Origin of the sequence: Peribacillus sp. NJ11, assembly GCF_030348405.1 — a bacterium.
GTDB lineage: Bacteria > Bacillota > Bacilli > Bacillales > DSM-1321 > Peribacillus.
Window position 1 is genome coordinate 2,448,664 of the sequence record NZ_JAUCFO010000001.1, and the last position, 20,208, is coordinate 2,468,871.

Consider the following 20,208-nt stretch of genomic DNA (forward strand, 5'->3'; position numbering starts at 1 on the left):
TTTCGTTTTTGATTGTGGCGAAATAAACGGCCAACAATGTTCAATATTTAATAGAAATGGTAAAATCATTATGCTCCTATAAAATTTAGTGAATGAAAATGAAAATAGAGGATGCTGTTGAATATGAGGAAAGTATCACTGGAAACCAAGATTCTCGGGTTGGTCCTATCGTTGAGCCTGTTTTTGATCCTTTTATTGACGACTACTTTTTCCTATATGGAAGGAAGGCAAATAGCGAAGGATAAAGGTCAATTGGCTTTGGAACTCTCAAAGACGATTAGCTTCATGCCTACAGTTACAGAGGCCTTTGAAAAGGAAGATCCCGCTGCCACAATCCAGCCGATTGTCGAAAAGATCCGCGTGGAAACAGGGGCTGAGTTCATCGTTGTAGGGAATAAAGAGGGCATTCGCTATTCCCATCCTCTGGCTTCCGAAATTGGAAAGCGGATGGAAGGAGGAGATAATAGCAGGGCCATTCGGGATGGTGAATATTATGTTTCCGAAGCCGCTGGATCACTTGGTCTTTCCATTCGGGGAAAGTCACCGGTTTTCAATGAGGATGGAAAAATTATTGGAATCGTCTCGGTCGGTTTTTTAGTGGACGATGTCCGCGCCCAAATTTTCAAGGATTTGTCCAGAGAGATGATTGTTTCTTTAGTGGCCATCATGATATCGATCATTGGCAGTTATATGCTGGCAAGGAGCATACGTAAAGATACATTGGGGCTGGAACCTTTTGAAATCGCCAATTTATATAAAGAAAAAAATGCAGTGCTTCAATCGGTGAAAGAAGGGATATTGGCCATTGACCAAAATGGGTTGATTACCTCGATGAATCAGCCGGCGAAAAAATTGCTCGATATAAAAGAGTCCGTTCGCCATTTGAACGTTGATGGCCTATTTCCTTCGAAATATTTATTCGAAGTGTTGAAGTCCGGTAAACCGCAAATAGATAAGGAGATTTCATGGAAAGATAAATCCGTTATTGTTAATTGTACGCCAATCTTCGATAGTGAAGGCGTAAGCGGTGTTGTCGCTTCGTTCCGTGATCGAACGGAAATTGAGGAAATGGTCAACACATTATCGGAAGTGAAGATGCACTCAGAGGATTTAAGGTCACAAACCCATGAATTTACCAATAAACTATATGTCTTATCCGGATTGATACAATTAGGGGAATATGATGAAGCGATAGATATGATCCAAAGCGAAACGTCCGAATTGCATTCCCTGAACCGTGTCGTGTTCGAACAGATAAAGGATACAAAGGTACAAGCCCTGTTACTTGGTAAGATAGGGAAAGCATCGGAAAAGAAGATATTCTTTGAAATTGACGCACAAAGTTACCTAGAGAAACTTCCGGATCATATAAAATTGTCGCAGCTGACATTGATTCTAGGCAATATTATCGATAATGCACTTGAAGCGGTTTCAGGCATGGAAGAGCCCCTTGTGAAATTTTTCGCCACCGATATCGGAAATGATATGGTATTTGAAGTGAGTGATAACGGAAAAGGAATACCTGAGGATGCGATCGCCCATATTTTCGATCGGGGTTTCACTTTGAAAAACAAAGGAAATCCGAGTGGGTATGGACTTTCGAATGCTGATCGTGTCGTAAAAGAGCTGGGCGGCATCATCGAAGTTCAAAGTGAGGGTGGAAACACCATATTCACCGTGTATCTTCCCAAAGAACAGAGAGGAGGGAAAGAATGCTGAAGATAAGAGCAGTCATCGCAGAAGATGATTTTCGTGTAGCGGATATCCATGAAAAATTCTTGAAAAACTTTGATGAAATAGAAGTGGTCGGAAAAGCTGTCAATGCCAAAAAGACGCTTCGGATTTTGGAACAAAAAAGCCCTGATCTGCTTTTGCTTGATGTGTATATGCCAGATCAGCTTGGTACAGACCTCCTTCCGGACATACGGCAAAAATTCCCGAATGTGGATATCATCATGATTACCGCTGCAACGGATAAAGAACAACTTGAAAAGGCGCTTCACTACGGTGTAGAGAATTATTTAATCAAACCAGTGGAAATGAAGCGCTTCAACCAAGTTATCGAAGAGTATCTCAAGAAAGCGCATCTGATGAAATCCAAACAAGAAATAGACCAGGATTTTGTTGATCTCATTTTGAAAAAGGGATCTGCCGTTTCGGAAACGAACGATGGGCCCGCCTTACCGAAAGGCGTCGACGAAATCACTTTGGCGAAAGTGATCGAGGTACTCGAAGCAAGCGATATCGGTTTGTCGGCTGAGCAAGTGAGCGGACAGATCGGCGCTTCCAGGACAACCGCGAGACGCTATCTGGAATACTTGATATCCGTAAAGAAATGTAAAGCGGAAGTCGTATATGGGGTAGTGGGAAGACCCGAGCGAAGATATTATAAAATTCAATAGAGATTATATTAATTGAAACACCTTCATTATGGAGGTGTTTTTTTTATGCATGCATGGTTTGAAAGATTTCAAAAAAAGCAATATATGTCAAAAAAACGATGTTTTAATCTGTTATCTTATTCTTAAGGAGGTTCGGAAATGAGATACAGTCCCATCATTCAAAAAACGATTGAATATATAGAGAATAGCTTACAAGACGAATTGTCCTTGGAGAACATCGCACGATTCGCAGGTTTTTCGAAGTTTCATTATCATCGTATTTTTCACAAGGAGGTTGGCGTGACCGTATCAGAATATATTCGATATCGAAGGATCGCCAATGCCGCAAACATGCTGCTTTATACGGATGAAAAAATAATTGACATTGCTTTATATTACCGCTTTGAAACACAAGAATCCTTTACTCGTTCATTCAAGAAATATTATGAACTGCCGCCAGGGCAATATCGGAAACTCGTAAGTAAATTAACCTTGCAAAAGGAGGAAATGACGATGAAAAACGAACAATTATTAAAAGGATGGAATTTAAGTGGGAGTCATCCATTCAATTATAAAATGGGAATTGACCGGGAGACATTCCATAAAGGCCGGGCATCAGGTTTCCTGAAATCAGTCACTGCGGAATCCAAGGAGGAATTTGCAACGATGATGCAACAATTCAAGGCGGAAAATTACCTTGGTAAAAGAATGAAACTGTCGGGTTTTTTAAAATCAAAAGATGTTGATGGATTTTGTGGTTTATGGATGAGGGTGGATAATGCCCTTCATGATGTTTTGCAATTCGACAATATGGGAAATCGGCCCATCGTTAACGATACGGAATGGAACCATTATTATATTGTCTTGGATGTACCCGAAAACAGTGCCATCATTTCATTCGGGGGTCCTTCTTTCAGGGCGTGGCCAAGTATGGATCGATGAACTGGAATTCGAGGAAGTCAATATAGATACGCCAACGACGAATATAGATTACGGCTGTGACCTATTGGATGGACCGGCAAATTTATCATTTGAAGAATAAATACGAAGCCTCTGCCTTGCATAAAGATTTAGTCACTGTTTGCTTAATAATCATATCTTTTCCTTAAAGAACCCGCCATTCAACCCGGGGGAATGGCGTCCGGTTCACTCTGGAAAATCGCGTCTGTGAACACAATGAACACAATTAACAAAATAGTTTTAAAACACAATAAATTGAAAACGCTTACAGATAAAGCGATTTCATATACAATTTATCTTATTAGAAGATTAGGAGTGATAGATATGCTCGCTTTATTAGGATACTTGATGATAGTAGTGTTTATGATTTTAATTATGACAGGGCGACTTTCAGCCATGATAGCTTTGATTGCAGTACCAAGTGCCTTTGCACTTATTGGTGGGTTTGGCGGTAAAATGGGTGAGATGGCGTTGGAAGGAATCAAAGACGTCGCGCCAACGGGAATCATGATTTTATTTGCGATTCTTTTCTTTGGCATTTTGATCGATGCTGGCGTTTTTGACCCGATCATCAATACGATCCTTAAGGTTGTAAAAGGAGATCCAGTGAAAATTGCCATCGGTACGGCAGTCCTGGCTTTGCTGATTTCCTTGGATGGAGATGGTACGACTACATATATGATAACGATTTCAGCCATGCTTCCGCTATATAAACGGATTGGAATGAGACCGTTAGTATTGGCCGGTATTGCCGTATCGTCATCTGGAGTCATGAACCTTCTTCCTTGGGGAGGCCCTACAGCACGGGTGATGACCGCTTTAAAACTTGAAATGTCCGATGTTTTCACCCCTGTCATTCCAGCGATGATTGGCGGAGTCCTATTCGTCCTTTTCATGGCATATTGCCTGGGTAAAAAAGAAAGAAAGAGAATTGGGATCATAGAAGTCGATTATCAAGCTGTGGCACAGCACGCGGCTGCAACGGAAGATGCTTATCTTAAACGTCCTAAATTGATAATATTCAATTACGCATTGACTCTTACCTTGCTGGTGGCACTGATCATGGAACTTATGCCTTCGGCGGTCCTGTTCATGATAGGTTTTGCCATTGCCATTACGGTTAATTATCCGAAACTCAGTGATCAAAAAGAGCGTGTGGCAAACTATGCGGACAATGCTTTATCTGTAATTTCGATGATTTTTGCAGCAGGTGTCTTCACTGGAATCCTTGCCGGTACGGAAATGGTGGATGCCATGGCAAACTCTTTGATTCAGCATATTCCAGACCAAATGGGTGCACATTTTGCCGTCATCACAGCCATCATCTCAGCACCTTTCACGTTCTTCATGTCTAATGACGCTTTTTATTATGGAGTACTCCCATTACTTGCTAAAGCGGGAGCCGCTTATGGAATTGACCCTGCATTGATTGGAAGAGCTTCTCTTTTAGGGTTGCCTGTTCATCTATTAAGCCCGCTTGTTCCATCTACTTATCTATTGGTTGGAATGGTAGGGGAAGATTTCGGTGCATTGCAGCGCACTTTCCTGAAATGGGCATGCGGATCGACGCTTGTCATGATAGTGGTAGCTGTCCTATTGGGAATCATCCCACTATAAGAAATATTTTAAAAGAGTCCCGTTCGTAAAGATGCGAACGGGACTCTTTTCTATCTGCATCAAGCGCTGAATAATTCTGGTAAATTGAGATACATTATGTTTGTCTTCCCTTCCGCGACAAAGTTAGCTTTTTCTTTTATTGAATGCGGAAGTTACGTACCTTAAGATTAATGGAAACTATATTAATATGAAGGGAAGAGAGCAAAATGGCTCACTTTAATATAAAGGTTGCCGTTCAAAAGTTCGGTAACTTTCTAAGTTCAATGGTCATGCCGAATATATCAGCTTTCATAGCATGGGGGTTAATCACTGCCCTATTCATTCCATCGGGTTTCCTGCCAAATGAAAGCCTTGCCAAAATGGTTACACCAATGGTCACGTTTTTACTGCCGCTTTTAATTGGTTATACGGGCGGTAAGCTAATCCATGACCATAGAGGTGGAGTAGTTGGTGCCATTGCGACAATGGGTGTCATCGTTGGATCTGACATCCCTATGTTCCTTGGCGCAATGATAATGGGACCGTTCGGCGGTTATGCCATCAAGAAATTCGATCAACTGATTGAAGGGAAAATAAAAGCCGGATTCGAAATGCTTGTTAATAATTTCTCGGCGGGGATACTTGGCGGCTTATTGTCCATTCTATCCTTCCTGGCCATCGGGCCTGCTGTGGATGTATTTACAGGCTGGCTTGTAGCAGGAGTCGATTGGCTTGTCGGTACAGGTTTACTGCCGTTGACAAGCATCTTGATCGAGCCTGCCAAGGTATTGTTCCTGAACAATGCCATTAATCATGGTGTACTATCACCAATTGGTGTAGAGCAAGTTAAACAAACAGGGGCTTCAATCCTGTTCCTTCTGGAATCGAATCCTGGACCAGGTATCGGCGTACTGCTTGCCTATTGCTTTTTTGGAAAGGGAACGGCAAAGAAATCGGCGCCAGGAGCAGCCATCATTCATTTCTTCGGCGGGATCCATGAAATTTATTTCCCTTATATCCTAATGAAGCCAATGTTATTCTTAGCCGTCATTCTTGGAGGCATGAGTGGGGTTTTCACATTGGTCCTACTAGGCGGAGGATTGTTCGCCCCGGCTTCTCCAGGCAGCATACTTGCCATTACAGCAGTAACTCCGCATAATGCGGGCGCATATATTGCTAACTTTGCAGGCGTGATCGTAGCGGCCCTTGTTTCATTCATCGTCGGTGCATTCATCTTGAAAACAGGAAAGCAATCCGAAGAGAATATTGAAGATGCCGCGAAAAAAATGCAAGAAATGAAAGGCAAGAAAAGCTCAGTAGCCGATGTATTCGCTTCAGATCCGGGAACGATGCCAACAAACGTCAGCAAAATAATATTTGCCTGCGATGCTGGCATGGGATCAAGTGCGATGGGGGCTTCGCTGCTTCGCAAGAAGGTGAAGGAAGCCGGATTGAATATCGCGGTTACAAATACGGCGATCTCAAACATTCCTGCTGATGCACAAATAGTCATTACACAGGAAGAGTTAACTCCAAGGGCACAGAATAAAGTTCCGAATGCTTATCATGTATCCGTCGATAATTTCTTATCGAGCCCTGAATACGATGCATTGCTTGCACGGCTTCAGGATGACGGTACCGATGAGCTTCATGAAATCGTCGAAGATGCCGAAGAGAAAGTTCCCGGTGTTCGTGAGCATTCAATCGAGCCTGGCATCAACGAAGATGAACAGGATGATAATGAATTGCTTCGCGAAGAAAATGTTTTCCTTAATCAACAATTTGCCAATAAAGAAGAAGCGATCCGCTTTGCGGGAAGGGCTTTGTTCAATGCAGGTTACGTGAAGGAAAGCTATATTGAGGCAATGATTGCCCGCGATGAATTGACTTCAACCTATATGGGCAATGATGTAGCCATCCCGCACGGAACCGAGGAAGCGAAGAAAGATGTTCTTAAATCCGGATTTACCGTTTTACAGATTCCTGATGGTGTCGACTTTGACGGCCAAAAGGCACGATTGATATTCGGCATTGCCGGTAAGGATGGAACACATCTTGAAATTCTATCTGGCATAGCAGTTACCTGCTCCGAAATGGAGAATATTGAAAAGATGGTTAAAGCCACATCAGCCAGGGAATTGATGGATATCATAAACGTCGGAAATAATTAAATACTCTTAACCATGAATAGAAAAGCGTTTTACGCTTTTCTATTCAGTATTTTCTCGTGTTACTCCACCTGAAATGAGTTGGTAGCATGTATATTACTTCAAGGGAAAAATCAATCATAGAATTGATCATAAAAACTTCAGGGAAACATTCGGCCATATCCATTGCGACACAACTGAATGTAAGTGTCCGAACGGTTCAACGTGATCTGAAGTCGATAGAAAAAATCCTGCAATCTTTTGAATTGCATTTAACACGCAATACGCATGAAGGGCTGTCCATCGATGGAAAGAATCAACAAGTCTTTCGGCTTGTACAGCACCTGATGGGTAATCATCCGATCGATCAAACGCCACAAGAAAGAAAGTTGCATCTCCTTTTAGCTTTACTGCAGGAGGAATCATATAAAACTCAAGCACTTGCGGGGGATCTCGGTATAAGCATAACCACTCTTACCACCTATTTAGACGAACTGACCGAGTGGTTAAGAAATTTTAATATCGTGGTTACCAGAAAAAGGGGAGTCGGAATTGAGCTTACCGGAACTGAAGAAAATAAACGGAAAGCCCAGGCCGCCTATTTCTTGCACTTCTTTAATGAAGAGCTGATTGAAAGTTTATTTTTATTGCAAGAAGGAAAATTTCCAGAAGCGAAAATCCTCGACTATTTCGATCCCGAATATCTTCAGGCTATTGATGGGGTGCTGAACTCGACTTTTAACAGTGTCCATTCGCGGTTGGCGGATAGCGGGTATATAGGGTTGATTGTACATATTTATGTAACCCTGCAAAGGAATGAAGGCCAATTTCTTTTGGAGAAGGACTTCAAGAAAATAAGCGAACTCTCGGATGAAAATAATCTCATGAATAAAATAGGCAAGGAACTCAGTGCCATGCTGGAAGTCTCATTTACCATCGATGATATTAGCTACCTTGCGGCCATCCTTAAAGGTTCCAAGCTTCATGCGGCGGATACCGTTCCCTATGACAGTGTGGTGCTGGGCCAGCTGATAAGGAACTTGATAAAAGATGTTTCTGCTCAACTGCAAATCGATTTGACCAAGGATTTCCCATTGTACCAAGGGCTCCTTGCCCATATGGAACCATCGCTCTTCCGGATCAAACAGGAAATGGGATTGTATAATCCCTTAACGGAAGATATTAAACGAAAGTATCCGGTTCTCTTTTTAGCAGTGAAGACCAGTCTGGAAAAGGGATTCAAAGAAATCAAAGAATTTCCTGAAGATGAAATAGCTTTCATCGTCCTTCATTTCGGATCTGCCTTAGTGTTGCGGGAGGAAGAAATATCAATAAGGGCACTCATCGTTTGTCCGACAGGTATAGGCACGTCGAAGATGCTTGCAAGCCGGATCAAAAAAGAAATCATGGAAATCCAGACTGTAGAAATCAAGACGATCAAAGATATCCAGCAGCAGGGCAGCCTGAATAACTATGATGTGATCATTTCTACCGTTCGGCTTCCATATATCGATATGGATTATATCCTCGTGTCCCCTCTTTTGAGTGAAGAGAATATATTGAACATCAGGAATTATTTAAGGAAGAATATTGAAAACTTCACGAAGAATAAGCGTTATGGCAGTCATACAGGCCATAAGGCTTCCCAGCCGAAAAAAGAGGATGGCGAATTGAAGGAAGTGCTACAGGAATTGAAAGATGTCCAGCAGAGCATCGAGTCGATCACGGATAACTTCCGGTTTTATCGGCTTCCGCACATGAAAGGACATCCGCGGATCATCGAAGAAATGGTCAGGCTGGCTGAAAAGGAAGAATTGCTAATTGGTGCGGATGATGTGATCCGATCACTGAACGAGCGGGAAAAAAAAGGCGGATTAGGCATTCCTGGCACTGGAATGGGCCTATTCCATACCAGACATAAGAATGTGAAAGAACTGATATTCCAGGTCGCCCACTTGGAGGATTATTGTCTGGTAAAAGGTATGGATGGAAATGAAGTCCATATGAAAAATTTGCTGCTGATGCTGGCGCCTGAAGAATTGAGTGTGAAGCAGCAGGAAATCGTCAGCTTAATAAGTTCAAGCTTAATTGAAAGTAATGAATCCATCATGATTTTTTCATCTTCTGACGAAGAAATGATCAGCAGAAGACTGGAAGCCATATTTTTGGACTATTTATATACTAACTTGATAAAGGGATGATTGTAATGAAACAAGCAGTACATTTTGGAGCAGGGAACATAGGAAGAGGATTTATCGGAGCACTCTTTTCGCAATCTGGATATCATGTGACATTTGTAGACATAGCTGAACAAATCATCGATCAGTTAAATGATAAAAAACAATATCAAGTCAAATTGGCAACTGATCAACAAGAATCGGTTACTGTAAAAAATGTTTCAGGTTTAAACAGCTTAAAGCAGGAAGAGGAAATCATTAAGGCAATATCAGAGGCAACCTACCTTACCACTGCAATCGGTCCGAATATTTTGCCTCATATCGCTCCTTTAATTGCAAAAGGGTTAGCTTCAAGAGTGAAGGAAACCGATGAAAAACTATATGTGATCGCTTGTGAAAACCAAATATCGGCAACGGACCTTTTAGAAGGGTACATTCTCGAAAACATGGATCAAGAAACGAGGGAAAACCTAGCTGGAAAAGTATTCTTCTTTAATTCAGCTGTCGACCGGATCGTTCCTTTACAAAATAACGAGGGATCACTAGATGTATTGGTGGAACCTTATTATGAATGGGTCGTTGAAACGAATGAAAGCATTCCTGCCGTCGAAGGGATGACCATTGTAAAAGAACTAGCTCCATTCATTGAGAGAAAACTGTTTACCGTTAATACAGGACATGCCGTCATTGCTTACCTAGGTTATCTCAAAAATAACAAATCGACGATTGACCAGTCTTTGGAAGATGAAGGCATTGTAGAGCAAGTCAAGAAAACCTTAGGGGAAACGGGCGAATATTTAATAAGGCAATACGGGTTGGACGCAGATGAGCATAAGCAGTATATCGAAAAAATCATTAATCGATTTAAAAATTCCTACCTAAATGACTCAGTGAATAGAGTCGGCCGTTCACCGCTTCGTAAGCTTGGGCCAAACGACCGTCTCGTCCGTCCTGCCGTAGAAGCTAAGAAAGCCGGTCTTTCCTATACTAATCTGGCGAAGGCGATAGCAGCCGCTTTACTCTTTGATTTTAATGAAGATGAAGAAGCGCTTAAACTGCAAACGATGATCAAAGAACATGGTGTAGCTAACGCACTTAATGAAGTTAGCGGATTGGACGAAAATAGCGAAATAACCAAAATAGTTATCAATCATTACAACGAATTGAAAAAATAAAAATATACAAGATTCGAAGAACTCCTGAAATTTATTTTTCAGGAGTTTTTTTTAAATCAAAAGCCAATTAAAGAAGGTACCTCTTAGCCGATATGGCAGCAAAATTTTGAAGCTCAAAGGAAGAAGTGGAAGCCGTTTAACAAAAACGAAAAAAAACCTTGTTAATAGTAATCATTACGTTTTATAATGAAAGACGGTCAAGACAAGAGTCACTTTTTAATTTTCACAAAGTTTAAATCGTAACGATTTTGATTTATTTGATGGAAGGAGCTTTTAATGTTGGAGGATATAGCACTTGCTTGAGTTTAAGACTTTACATAAGAGGATAAGTGCCGTATTACGAGCGATTCGTGCAATTGCTCAAGAATCTGGGCTATTAAACAAGATTTAGAGAGCTGTTACTCGAGAGTTTGGTGTTTAATCTCGAGTTTAGAGTATTTACTCGTAAGTTTGAAGCAAATACTCGTGAGTTTGGCACATTTACTCGTGAATTTAGAGCAAATACTCGTGAATTTGGCTGATTTACTCGTGAATGGGTGTTTAAGTTGAGTTGGTTGATTTTACACAAGATTTTGCGTCTATTGCACGAGATTTAGAGCTGTTACTCGTAAGGGCGCATGTATTCCGAGTACGGTGCAAGTACATAGGCTGATTTCTGATTGGGGTAACATCAGATTGGTTCGTCATGACTACGGTGTAAATCGTAATCAATACGATTTTACAGCGTAAATAAATATGAAGTAATGGAGGAATATATCATGTTCAGAAAATATAAATCGATTTTTGTGCTATTTCTCTCATTCTTGCTCTTGGCTGCTTGCTCGACGGAGTCTGCGAAAGAGCAAGGGAGTGGGAAGAAGGAAGTGAATTTACTTTTTAATTTCGCAACTAGCTCGCTTGATCCGAATGTTGATACTAGTTATGTGTCACTAAGGGCTGGCATCACTGAGACATTGGTGCATCTCAATGATGAGGATTTGACTATCGAACCTTGGCTGGCGAAAAGCTGGGATAGCAGGGATGGTCAATTATGGAATTTCGAGTTGAGGGAGGGTGTGACTTTTCAGAATGGAAAGCCCATGGATGGCAAAGCGGTGAAGGCATCCTTGGAGCGGGCGATGAAAGATAGTTTAGCTATCAAGAATGCCTTGCGCATTGAATCGATTGAAGCGAACGGAAATGAGCTGACCATTAAGACAGAGGTTCCCTTTCCGGAGTTTCCATCTGAATTGGTCCATCCAAATACATCGATTATTGATGTAACGGAAAGTGACTACATAAACAAGCCGATAGGAACAGGGCCATTTGCCGTTTCGAAGTTCATACCAGGTACGGCTGTTGATCTAATCCGGTATGAGTCTTACTGGGATGGAGCCGCTAAGCTTGAGAAAGCCAGGTTTTCATTTAATGAAGATGCCAATGCACGATCTCTTGCCCTGGAATCGGGAGACGCCGATATTGTTTTCCGTCCGGAAGTGGAAAGCCTGGAAAATTTAGAAGCGATAGATGGGGTGAAGGTGGAATCCACATCGACTTTCCGTGTACATCAAATGACGATGAATTTGGAGCGTAAACCCCTGCAGGACATACACGTCCGAAAGGCGATAGATGCCTTGATCGACCGCTCTTCGATTGCGGATACGATTTTACATGGTCATGCAGAAGTGGCAACAGGGCCTTTTCCATCCACTTTCTCGTTTGCTCCGGACTATCCGAAAAAAGAGAATGGAATGGAAGCGGCTAAGGGGTTTCTTGATCAGGCGGGATATAGGAAAGTGAATGGTGTCATGCAAAAAGACGGCAAACCGTTAACGTTTACACTTCTTACATACAGTTCTCGTGCCGACCTGCCGTTAATTGCCCAAGTTTTTCAATCGGATGCCGGCCAGTTGGGGATTGATGTGAAAATCAAGCAAATAGAAATCCCGGAAGAGTATATGGCTGCCAATCGGGATTGGGATTTAACGACCTACAGCAATTTAACGGCTCCGCGCGGGGATGCCGGTTATTATTTAAATGCAACTTATCATCCAAAGGGAGCTTTGAATTTCAGCGGGGCCGATGATGATCACCTGACGTCCCTTATTGACAAGCTGAATGTAACGGTCGGACAGGAGAAGCGCTCGGATTTAGCTGAAGATATTGCAATGTATGTGGATGAACAAGTGTATAATTCGTTCATTTTACATCCGAATACACTTGTTGCCTATGACGCCGATAAAGTTGAAAACTGGATCACTTCGAGAAGCGAATACTACATGCTGACGAATGAACTGGATGTGAAGTGATGTTCCGCATCTTGTTCCGGCGATTTATTGAGGTCGTGATTTTTGTCCTTGTGATTACATTTATCTCTTTCCTTTTTGTTCGGCTTGCTCCGGGGGACCCGGTTCTTTCGATACTTCAAGTGGATGATGTTTCGATCACAAACGAGCAAGTCAATGAGCTTCGTGAAGAATTGGGGTTCAATGATCCGCTGTTCGTGCAATATGGCGATTGGTTTGCGGACTTTATCCAATTGGATTTTGGGAATTCCTATCTTACGAATCAGCCCGTTATGGAAATGATCATGGGCGGACTGCCTGCTACACTTGAGCTGACGATTGGGGCATTGCTTGTCATGCTTGGTATAGCCATTCCTTTAGGGGCGTTTGCCGCATTGTACAGAGGAAGCTGGGTTGATCAATTAAGCCGTACCGTTTCTTTGTTGGGGGCAGCCATTCCTAGCTTTTGGCTGGGCCTGCTATTGATAGATTTATTTGCGGTGCGATGGGGGGCGCTTCCAACAATGGGCAGGGACGGATTCCGTTCTTTGATTCTGCCATCAGTCACGTTGGGGCTGGCCATCACTAGTGTGTACGTCCGTTTACTGCGTTCGAGTTTGATTGATTCCCTTAGTCAAGATTTCATTAGGGCTGCCCGGTCAAGGGGAATTTCAGAAATCCGGATATTCTTTGTCCATGCATTTCGTTATAGCTTGCCCCCAGTCATTACCGTATTCGGTGTCAGCCTTGGCAGCCTGATCGGCGGTGTAGTGGTGATCGAAGTGATTTTTGCCTATCCAGGCATAGGTAAGATGGTCGTGGACTCGATTCGGTCTCGGGATTACCCAGTTATTCAAGGGTACCTGTTGATCATGGCCATCATTGTATTCATGGTTAATAGTGCCGTTGATTTATCTTATCGATATTTAAATCCGGAGCTAAGACTGAAGGAGAGGAAGCATGGAAAATGGAGTTAGTGTTCAAAAAACAATCCAAAAGACGTTGGAGAGTGACCCTCCTATTTACGGTGATGGTTTTGGTCCTTACCGTTGCGGCTTACACCTTTCTTATCCTGAAACATGATCCGACATTGGTCAATCTGGGAGAAAGGCTATGGCCGGCAAGCATGGAACATCCATTAGGAACGGATCATTTAGGGCGTGATGTATTGACACGCCTTCTGCTAGGTGCACAGCTGACGGTTGGCTACGGGCTCTTATCCTTGTTAGCAGCTGTTATCATCGGCGTCCCATTCGGGGTGATTGCCGGATTTAAAGGAGGACTGATCGATCGGATCTTCATGCGCATTGGCGACGCGTTTCTCGCATTCCCTGATACGATCGTTGCCATTGTGCTGAGTGGCCTATTAGGGCCAGGCATCGAAAATCTTCTTTTGGCGATTGTTCTAGTGAAATGGGTGAATTATGCCCGGCTTGTACGAAGTACGGTGATCACCGAACGCCAGAAGGATTATGTCACAGCTGCTAAAATCAATGGATTAAGTTCATTCAGGATCATGCGGAAGCATCTATTTCCGCATCTCATCGGCAACGTGCTCGTCCTTTCGAGTCTCGATTTAGGGAAAATCATTTTGCTCATATCTTCCTTATCATATATCGGGCTCGGGGCGCAGCCGCCGGCACCGGAGTGGGGGGCCATGCTGAACGATGCCCGTCCGTATTTTCAATCCAATCTGTTGCTGATGATTTACCCGGGGCTAGCCATCGCATTTGTCGTCCTTTTATCCAACATACTCGGTGATTATTTGCGCGATGCATTCGATGTGAAAAAGGAGGTGGAATCATGAGCATTTTATCCGTTAGGCATCTAAATATCATGGGAAAGCAAAATCATATCGTCAAGGATCTTTCATTGGATGTGCATGAAGGTGAGTGGTTCGCACTTGTCGGACAAAGTGGGAGCGGCAAAAGCATGACGGCCATGGCAATCGGCCAGCTGCTTGCACCGAATCTCCAAGCGAAGGGGGAAATATGGTATGGGGAAAAGAATCTTTTAACGCTATCCACTTCTGAAATCCGGCATTTTCGCGGAAAGCGCCTGGCTTATATTTTTCAAGATTACCAGGGTTCATTCACACCGTTCCATACCATCGGTCAACATTTCGAGGAATATCAGCGGACACATTTGAACCTTTCCAAAAAGGCAAGGCGCAAGCAAGCGGTCAAGGCGCTCATATCGGTGGGCCTGAATGAAGGTATCTACAGCAGATACCCTTTTCAATTAAGCGGTGGGCAACTTCAACGTGTATCCATTTCAATAGCCATGCTGCTTGAACCGGATATATTGATAGCTGATGAACCGACCACTGCCTTGGACAGTGTATCTTCCTTTAAGGTCTTGCAGCTGTTATCAAGGCTCCAAAAAGAAACCGGATGTGCAATCTTGTTCATCACCCATGATTTACGTCATGTCAGGAAATATGCGGACCGCATTGCGGTCATGAAAGACGGAGCCATCATTGAAACCGGTGATAAGGATCAGGTATTGAATCATCCACAGCATACTTACACGAAAAGACTGATTCAATCGTCGCCTACACTGAGAAGAAGTCCATTTAAGCTTGAAGGAGTGTCGGGATGAGTTTATTAGACGTTCGGAATGTCCATAAAACCTTTGATAATGGAGTAAAAATACTGAGGAACGTGAATTTTAGCATCGAAAGGAAGGAATGCCTGGGATTAGTGGGAGAGAGCGGGTGCGGAAAAAGCACATTGGCAAGAATCATCCTTCAAATAGAATCTATTGACCAAGGAAGCATCCTATTTGAAGGAACCGCGCTGCAAAATAAAAGTGAAAGCAGTTTAAATCCATACCGCAAGAATATCCAGGCCGTTTTGCAAAATCCTGCATCAGCTTTGAATCCAAAACTAAGGATAAAAGATTCACTAATGGATCCATATCTTCAATATGGCAGCCAGGTCAATATGAAACATTTTACGTATACAAGTGAAGGGAACTTTATCGGACAACTGCTGGAAACCGTGGAGCTTCCAAAGAACTTAGCTGAACGTTACCCGCATGAACTAAGCGGCGGACAAAAGCAGCGGGTGACCATTGCGCGCGCAATCAGCATTGAACCTGCCCTCATTATATTGGATGAACCGACTTCAAGCCTTGACGTGCTGTCACAAGCGGCGGTGCTGAAATTGTTAGGCGAGCTGAGGGAGACTTTGGACATTTCTTACCTTTTCATTTCCCATGATCTGTCGGCAGTACAGGAGATGAGCCAACGGATCATGGTGATGAAAGGGGGTGTTATTGTGGATTCTTTCGAAAACGAACATCTCTTTTGCAACGATCGCCATTCATACACCAAAGAACTGATTTCGATGTTTGAATAAAGTGGTTATACCACTTTTAGGTTTTAAATCGTAACAATTTCGATTAAAGGGAACTTAGGGGGGAGTAAAGTGAAGTCGGGAGAACCATTGCGGACTCTTTCATCATCAATTCAACCATTTATTACACATTTAAACCGTGATACCAAAGGAACGAGTTGCTTCGGCAATTCGTTTCTTTTTATATTCCAATAAACTTACTTGACATTATAAACTTATTTAAATATAATTACTTACATAAAGTAACCGATAAAAAAAGGAGAGTTCATACATGAATAAAAATGAAGCAGGTCAAGTTTTTTTAAGGGTGATTTTAGGTCTTACCTTTTTCATTCACGGCATTTCAAAGTTTCAAGGGGGCATAGGAAACACGGCGGGATTTTTTGATAGCCTTGGTATTCCTGGGTTCATGGCTTATATCGTTGCAGGTATCGAATTAATCGGAGGACTTGCGGTTATACTTGGTTTGGGAACACGAATCGTTTCCGTCCTGTTTGCGGTCATTATGGCGGGGGCGATTTTTACAGCTAAATTATCTGCTGGTTTTCTTGGAAACGGGCAAGCGGCGGGCTACGAACTGGACTTGGCACTACTAGCCATGTCTGTCTATCTAGCGTGTACAAACCGCATAGCCCTCTCTTTGGATAACATGATTTTCAATAAAAAAGGGAAGTGACATTATGAAGAATTTTCATCAAAAACCAGTTACTTTTGTTGGCGAAGTCAGTATAAATGTTTTGGATTTAGATAAAACCATCACGTTTTATCAAGATATCATCGGCCTTCAAGTATTGAAGAGAAATGAAAGGCAAGCTGTTTTAACGACTGACGGAAAAACACCGTTGCTTACACTTGAACAGCCTGCTGATGTGATTCCGAAAGAAGGGCGGACGACGGGCTTATATCACTTTGCCCTTTTACTGCCGACCCGTGCCGACTTATCAATTTTCTTACGACATTTACTTCAAACGAAATATCCATTTGGAGCGGCGGATCATGAAGTGAGTGAAGCGCTGTACATTACCGATCCTGATGGCAATGGCATTGAAGTGTACTCTGACCGGCCATCGACTGATTGGAAGTGGGCCAATGGGGAGGTCGCGATGGGCACGGATCCGTTGGATGGGAATGACCTTCTGGAAGAAAGTAATGGCGAGTGGAGCGTAATGCCTGCAGGTACTTTAATGGGACATATACATTTGCATGTGTCAGATTTACGTAACACGGAGGAGTTTTACATGCAAGGTCTTGGGTTCACTGTTGTGAATCGATACGCAGGAGCACTCTTTACTTCCACCGGGGGATATCATCATCACATCGGATTGAACATTTGGAATGGTGTTGGCGCCCCAGCTCCTAAGGAAAATAGTGTGGGACTAAACTGGTATACCCTCGTTTTTGCAAATGATGAAGCGAGAGATAAAGTGATGGAACGACTGAAAGGAATAGGAGCTGTCGTTACGGAAAAAGAAGAGTTTTATGTCGTAACAGATCCATCAGGCAATGAGATTCATTTAGTCGTCTAAAAAGGGCTTATTGTAATGGAATTAAAGTAGAAAGCAATGGTGAGGAAAAATGGGATTCTTAAACAGATTATTTGGGAAAAGAGAAACGGTAACAGAGGAGAATGGGGAAATGACAAAAGTATTATTCGTAAAAGTGAACGATCGCCCTGCAGATCAGGCAATCAGCTCGAAAATGTATGACACATTCTTAGAAACATATAAAGAGAGCCACCGTACAGATGAAGTGATCGAGTTGGATTTATTTAAAGAAGAACTTCCTTACTATGGGAATACAGCCATTACTGGTTTGTATAAACGCAACCAGGGTCTTGAACTGACAGCTGAAGAGGAAAAAGCGGCAAAACTGGTTGACCAATATTTAAATCAATTCCTAGCCATGGATAAAGTTGTATTCGCATTCCCTCTATGGAACGCAACGGTTCCTGCACCGCTGATCACATACCTTTCCTATTTGTCACAAGCAGGTATTATGTTCAATTATACGGCGGAGGGACCGGTTGGGTATGCTGGCGATAAAAAGGTCATGCTATTGAATGCCCGCGGTTCGGATTATGCATTGGAAGGAATGGCTTCTGCTGAAATGGCTGTGAATTTAGTTAAAAATATCATTAGCCTGTGGGGGATCAACAATCCGGAGGCAGTGGTCATTGAAGGACATAATCAGTATCCGGATCGGACACAGAAAATCATCGCGGATGGTTTGGAAAACGTTGCAAAAGCTGCTGAAACATTCTGATTGCGAAGTGAAAAGAATAGCAGGTAAAGGAAGGCCCTCACTATCAAGGGGGGCCTTCAGACTGTAGACAAACTTGAAGAAAAGCGAGTTTGCCTGCAGTTTTTTTATTTGAATAACGTTTCAGTTGATTTCAGAAATCCGCTCCCATTCCGACGACTGTCTGCCAAGCCGCATCAAAGCAAGCGTCTGCTAGTTATTCGGCAGGAGTGTCGCAAATTTCTTCAATCCAGTGAGGATTCCATAAAGCAGAATTAAACCATTTATTAAAATCACGGTTCAGGATGTGACCATTCCAATCTCCCTTTTGTCGATAAAAAAAAGGCCCTCATATATCAATGGGGGCCTTCTTTGTGCTTATTTGTCCTGATACTTTTTCAAACGGTATTGAAGACTTTGGCGACTGATATTCAGGGCTTTAGCTGCTTTAGAGATGTTCATGCCATGTTCCTTTAATACCTTCTCCAAGTATTGCTTTTCAGTATTGGCGATATAATCATCAAGAGATAATGTCGACTCCTGTAAATCTCCATTCGTTTGGACATCTTTTTTATCGGGATGAATGTCTTCAAAATGGGCCTTCTTTCTAAATAGGGTAGGAAGGTGATTGATGGCAATCTTGGTATCGCCAGGTTCCAGTAAATTCATGGACCCTTCAATGATATGTTCAAGTTCCCTTACATTCCCGGGCCAGTCGTAATCATAAAATAGTGAGTAAACCTCTTCGCTGATCCCTTCAATATTCAATTCGAACAGCGCATTGAATTTCTCGATGAAGGATTGAGCCAGCAAAGGGATATCCTCTTTCCGCTCACGAAGAGGAGGTATGAATAACGAAACGACACTTAATCGATAGTATAAATCCTTTCGTAAATGATCATTTGAAATGGCATCTATTGGATCCTCATTTATCGTTGCAATGACCCGAACGTCAATTTTTTTATCTTTTGTATCCCCAACACGACGAATCGTCCTTTCTTGAAGGGCCCTTAATAATTTCGCTTGCAAATTCGGATTTAACGAATTGATTTCATCAAGCAGGATGGTTCCGCCCTGTGCCTGTTCGAATAATCCAGGCCTTTCGATCGATCCGGTGAAGGCCCCTTTCTTTGTGCCAAAGAGTATTCCTTCAATTAAACTATCTGGCAGGGCAGCACAGTTTTGGCTGATGAAAGGATGTGTCGAACGGCTGCTGCCATTATGGATACTTTGGGCGAAGAGTTCTTTTCCGGTTCCCGTCTCCCCGACGATGAGGATGGAGGATGTGGTCCTGGTCGAGCGCTTGCTCTTTTCTATGACGTCCAGGAAGTTCTCACTGGTACCGATGATGCTGTCAAACGTATATTTGGTATCGCCTTTATTTAAGATATTGTCTTTAATGATTCTTTCGAGATTCGTTATATCCTTTGCCACTTCAATTGCTCCGATGATCGTTTGGTTCGGATCCAAAATCGGAAACGTATTATTGATTGTTGTTATTTCCTGTCCAAGATTATTGAAGTATGTCTGCTTCGAGTTCTCGGTAGCCTTACCTGAATGAAGCGCCCGGATTAATGTACTCTCCGTTTCTTCCTTAAATTTAAAGATATCGTGAATCTTTTTCCCTAATACCTCATCTGATTCCATTCCTTCAATTTCAGCCATTTTCTTGTTATAAACGATGGTTCGACCCTTTATATCGATTATATGTATCCCAATATCGATTACATCCACAAGCGAATAGAGGATGGTTTGGAAACCTTCTATTTTAATGATTTGATCTAAATGCATGAATGCCTCCCGTTTTTATTCATTTCTTAGAGCTATTGTAGTGGAATTGAAGAAAAGGCGCAAATAAAATTTGCATAGCAAGGATATTTTGCATCCAGGTGCAAAAATATTTTGCGGAAA

Annotated in this window: 15 protein-coding genes and 1 pseudogene; 15 read left to right on the forward strand and 1 reads right to left on the reverse strand. The window is 42.5% G+C overall.

Annotated elements, in window-relative coordinates; genetic code table 11:
- Positions 1 to 123 precede the first annotated feature (123 nt).
- The 15 genes and pseudogenes from QUF86_RS12100 (at position 124) to QUF86_RS12170 (ending at position 18,321) form a co-directional block, all read left to right on the forward strand.
- Positions 124 to 1,719 (forward strand): ATP-binding protein, encoded by a 1,596-nt coding sequence (locus tag QUF86_RS12100; protein WP_289334481.1) that lies wholly within the window; start codon positions 124 to 126, stop codon positions 1,717 to 1,719.
- Positions 1,713 to 2,402: a response regulator gene (locus QUF86_RS12105; RefSeq protein ID WP_289315195.1), complete on the forward strand. Its 690-nt coding sequence runs from the start codon at positions 1,713 to 1,715 to the stop codon at positions 2,400 to 2,402. The genes QUF86_RS12100 and QUF86_RS12105 overlap by 7 nt, the downstream gene beginning before the upstream one ends.
- Before the next feature lie 138 nt (positions 2,403 to 2,540).
- Positions 2,541 to 3,423: pseudogene (locus QUF86_RS12110) on the forward strand (helix-turn-helix transcriptional regulator).
- 134 nt (positions 3,424 to 3,557) lie between these two features.
- A complete protein-coding gene (locus QUF86_RS12115) occupies positions 3,558 to 4,958 on the forward strand; it encodes a CitMHS family transporter (protein ID WP_289315197.1) in 1,401 nt (466 codons plus the stop codon).
- A gap of 206 nt (positions 4,959 to 5,164) precedes the next feature.
- Positions 5,165 to 7,108 carry a PTS mannitol transporter subunit IICBA gene (locus tag QUF86_RS12120; protein ID WP_289334482.1) on the forward strand — a complete coding sequence of 648 codons (1,944 nt, stop codon included), beginning with the start codon at positions 5,165 to 5,167 and terminating at the stop codon, positions 7,106 to 7,108.
- A gap of 86 nt (positions 7,109 to 7,194) precedes the next feature.
- Positions 7,195 to 9,285, forward strand: a complete 2,091-nt coding sequence (locus QUF86_RS12125) for a BglG family transcription antiterminator (protein WP_289334483.1) — start codon at positions 7,195 to 7,197, stop codon at positions 9,283 to 9,285.
- Between the two features lie 5 nt (positions 9,286 to 9,290).
- On the forward strand, positions 9,291 to 10,436 hold the full coding sequence (locus QUF86_RS12130) for a mannitol-1-phosphate 5-dehydrogenase (RefSeq protein ID WP_289334485.1): 1,146 nt from the start codon (positions 9,291 to 9,293) through the stop codon (positions 10,434 to 10,436).
- A 758-nt stretch (positions 10,437 to 11,194) separates the two neighbouring features.
- On the forward strand, positions 11,195 to 12,724 hold the full coding sequence (nikA, locus tag QUF86_RS12135) for a nickel ABC transporter substrate-binding protein (RefSeq protein WP_289334486.1): 1,530 nt from the start codon (positions 11,195 to 11,197) through the stop codon (positions 12,722 to 12,724).
- Positions 12,724 to 13,677, forward strand: a complete 954-nt coding sequence (nikB, locus tag QUF86_RS12140; RefSeq protein WP_289334487.1) for a nickel ABC transporter permease — start codon at positions 12,724 to 12,726, stop codon at positions 13,675 to 13,677. Before nikA ends, nikB begins: the two co-directional genes overlap by 1 nt.
- On the forward strand, positions 13,668 to 14,507 hold the full coding sequence (nikC, locus tag QUF86_RS12145) for a nickel transporter permease (protein ID WP_289334488.1): 840 nt from the start codon (positions 13,668 to 13,670) through the stop codon (positions 14,505 to 14,507). Before nikB ends, nikC begins: the two co-directional genes overlap by 10 nt.
- Positions 14,504 to 15,301 (forward strand): ABC transporter ATP-binding protein, encoded by a 798-nt coding sequence (locus tag QUF86_RS12150; protein WP_289334489.1) that lies wholly within the window; start codon positions 14,504 to 14,506, stop codon positions 15,299 to 15,301. Before nikC ends, QUF86_RS12150 begins: the two co-directional genes overlap by 4 nt.
- Complete coding sequence (locus tag QUF86_RS12155; protein ID WP_289334491.1) at positions 15,298 to 16,062, forward strand: ABC transporter ATP-binding protein; 765 nt, start codon at positions 15,298 to 15,300, stop codon at positions 16,060 to 16,062. Before QUF86_RS12150 ends, QUF86_RS12155 begins: the two co-directional genes overlap by 4 nt.
- Before the next feature lie 268 nt (positions 16,063 to 16,330).
- Positions 16,331 to 16,735 carry a DoxX family protein gene (locus tag QUF86_RS12160; protein WP_289315206.1) on the forward strand — a complete coding sequence of 135 codons (405 nt, stop codon included), beginning with the start codon at positions 16,331 to 16,333 and terminating at the stop codon, positions 16,733 to 16,735.
- Positions 16,736 to 16,739: 4 nt separating this feature from the next.
- Positions 16,740 to 17,585 carry a VOC family protein gene (locus QUF86_RS12165; RefSeq protein WP_289334492.1) on the forward strand — a complete coding sequence of 282 codons (846 nt, stop codon included), beginning with the start codon at positions 16,740 to 16,742 and terminating at the stop codon, positions 17,583 to 17,585.
- A 49-nt stretch (positions 17,586 to 17,634) separates the two neighbouring features.
- Positions 17,635 to 18,321, forward strand: coding sequence for an FMN-dependent NADH-azoreductase (locus QUF86_RS12170; RefSeq protein WP_289334493.1), 687 nt, complete (start codon positions 17,635 to 17,637; stop codon positions 18,319 to 18,321).
- A gap of 354 nt (positions 18,322 to 18,675) precedes the next feature.
- Here the strand turns inward: QUF86_RS12170 and QUF86_RS12175 are convergent, their stop codons facing one another.
- Complete coding sequence (locus QUF86_RS12175; RefSeq protein ID WP_289334494.1) at positions 18,676 to 20,088, reverse strand: sigma-54 interaction domain-containing protein; 1,413 nt, start codon at positions 20,086 to 20,088, stop codon at positions 18,676 to 18,678.
- Positions 20,089 to 20,208 lie beyond the last annotated feature (120 nt).

Coding starts and splice junctions, on each gene's coding strand:
- QUF86_RS12100 (WP_289334481.1), top strand. CDS start 124: ATGAGGAAAGTATCACTGGAAACCAAGATTCTCGGGTTGGTCCTATCG.
- QUF86_RS12105 (WP_289315195.1), top strand. CDS start 1,713: ATGCTGAAGATAAGAGCAGTCATCGCAGAAGATGATTTTCGTGTAGCG.
- QUF86_RS12115 (WP_289315197.1), top strand. CDS start 3,558: ATGAACACAATTAACAAAATAGTTTTAAAACACAATAAATTGAAAACG.
- QUF86_RS12120 (WP_289334482.1), top strand. CDS start 5,165: ATGGCTCACTTTAATATAAAGGTTGCCGTTCAAAAGTTCGGTAACTTT.
- QUF86_RS12125 (WP_289334483.1), top strand. CDS start 7,195: ATGTATATTACTTCAAGGGAAAAATCAATCATAGAATTGATCATAAAA.
- QUF86_RS12130 (WP_289334485.1), top strand. CDS start 9,291: ATGAAACAAGCAGTACATTTTGGAGCAGGGAACATAGGAAGAGGATTT.
- nikA (WP_289334486.1), top strand. CDS start 11,195: ATGTTCAGAAAATATAAATCGATTTTTGTGCTATTTCTCTCATTCTTG.
- nikB (WP_289334487.1), top strand. CDS start 12,724: ATGTTCCGCATCTTGTTCCGGCGATTTATTGAGGTCGTGATTTTTGTC.
- nikC (WP_289334488.1), top strand. CDS start 13,668: ATGGAGTTAGTGTTCAAAAAACAATCCAAAAGACGTTGGAGAGTGACC.
- QUF86_RS12150 (WP_289334489.1), top strand. CDS start 14,504: ATGAGCATTTTATCCGTTAGGCATCTAAATATCATGGGAAAGCAAAAT.
- QUF86_RS12155 (WP_289334491.1), top strand. CDS start 15,298: ATGAGTTTATTAGACGTTCGGAATGTCCATAAAACCTTTGATAATGGA.
- QUF86_RS12160 (WP_289315206.1), top strand. CDS start 16,331: ATGAATAAAAATGAAGCAGGTCAAGTTTTTTTAAGGGTGATTTTAGGT.
- QUF86_RS12165 (WP_289334492.1), top strand. CDS start 16,740: ATGAAGAATTTTCATCAAAAACCAGTTACTTTTGTTGGCGAAGTCAGT.
- QUF86_RS12170 (WP_289334493.1), top strand. CDS start 17,635: ATGGGATTCTTAAACAGATTATTTGGGAAAAGAGAAACGGTAACAGAG.
- QUF86_RS12175 (WP_289334494.1), bottom strand. CDS start 20,088: ATGCATTTAGATCAAATCATTAAAATAGAAGGTTTCCAAACCATCCTC.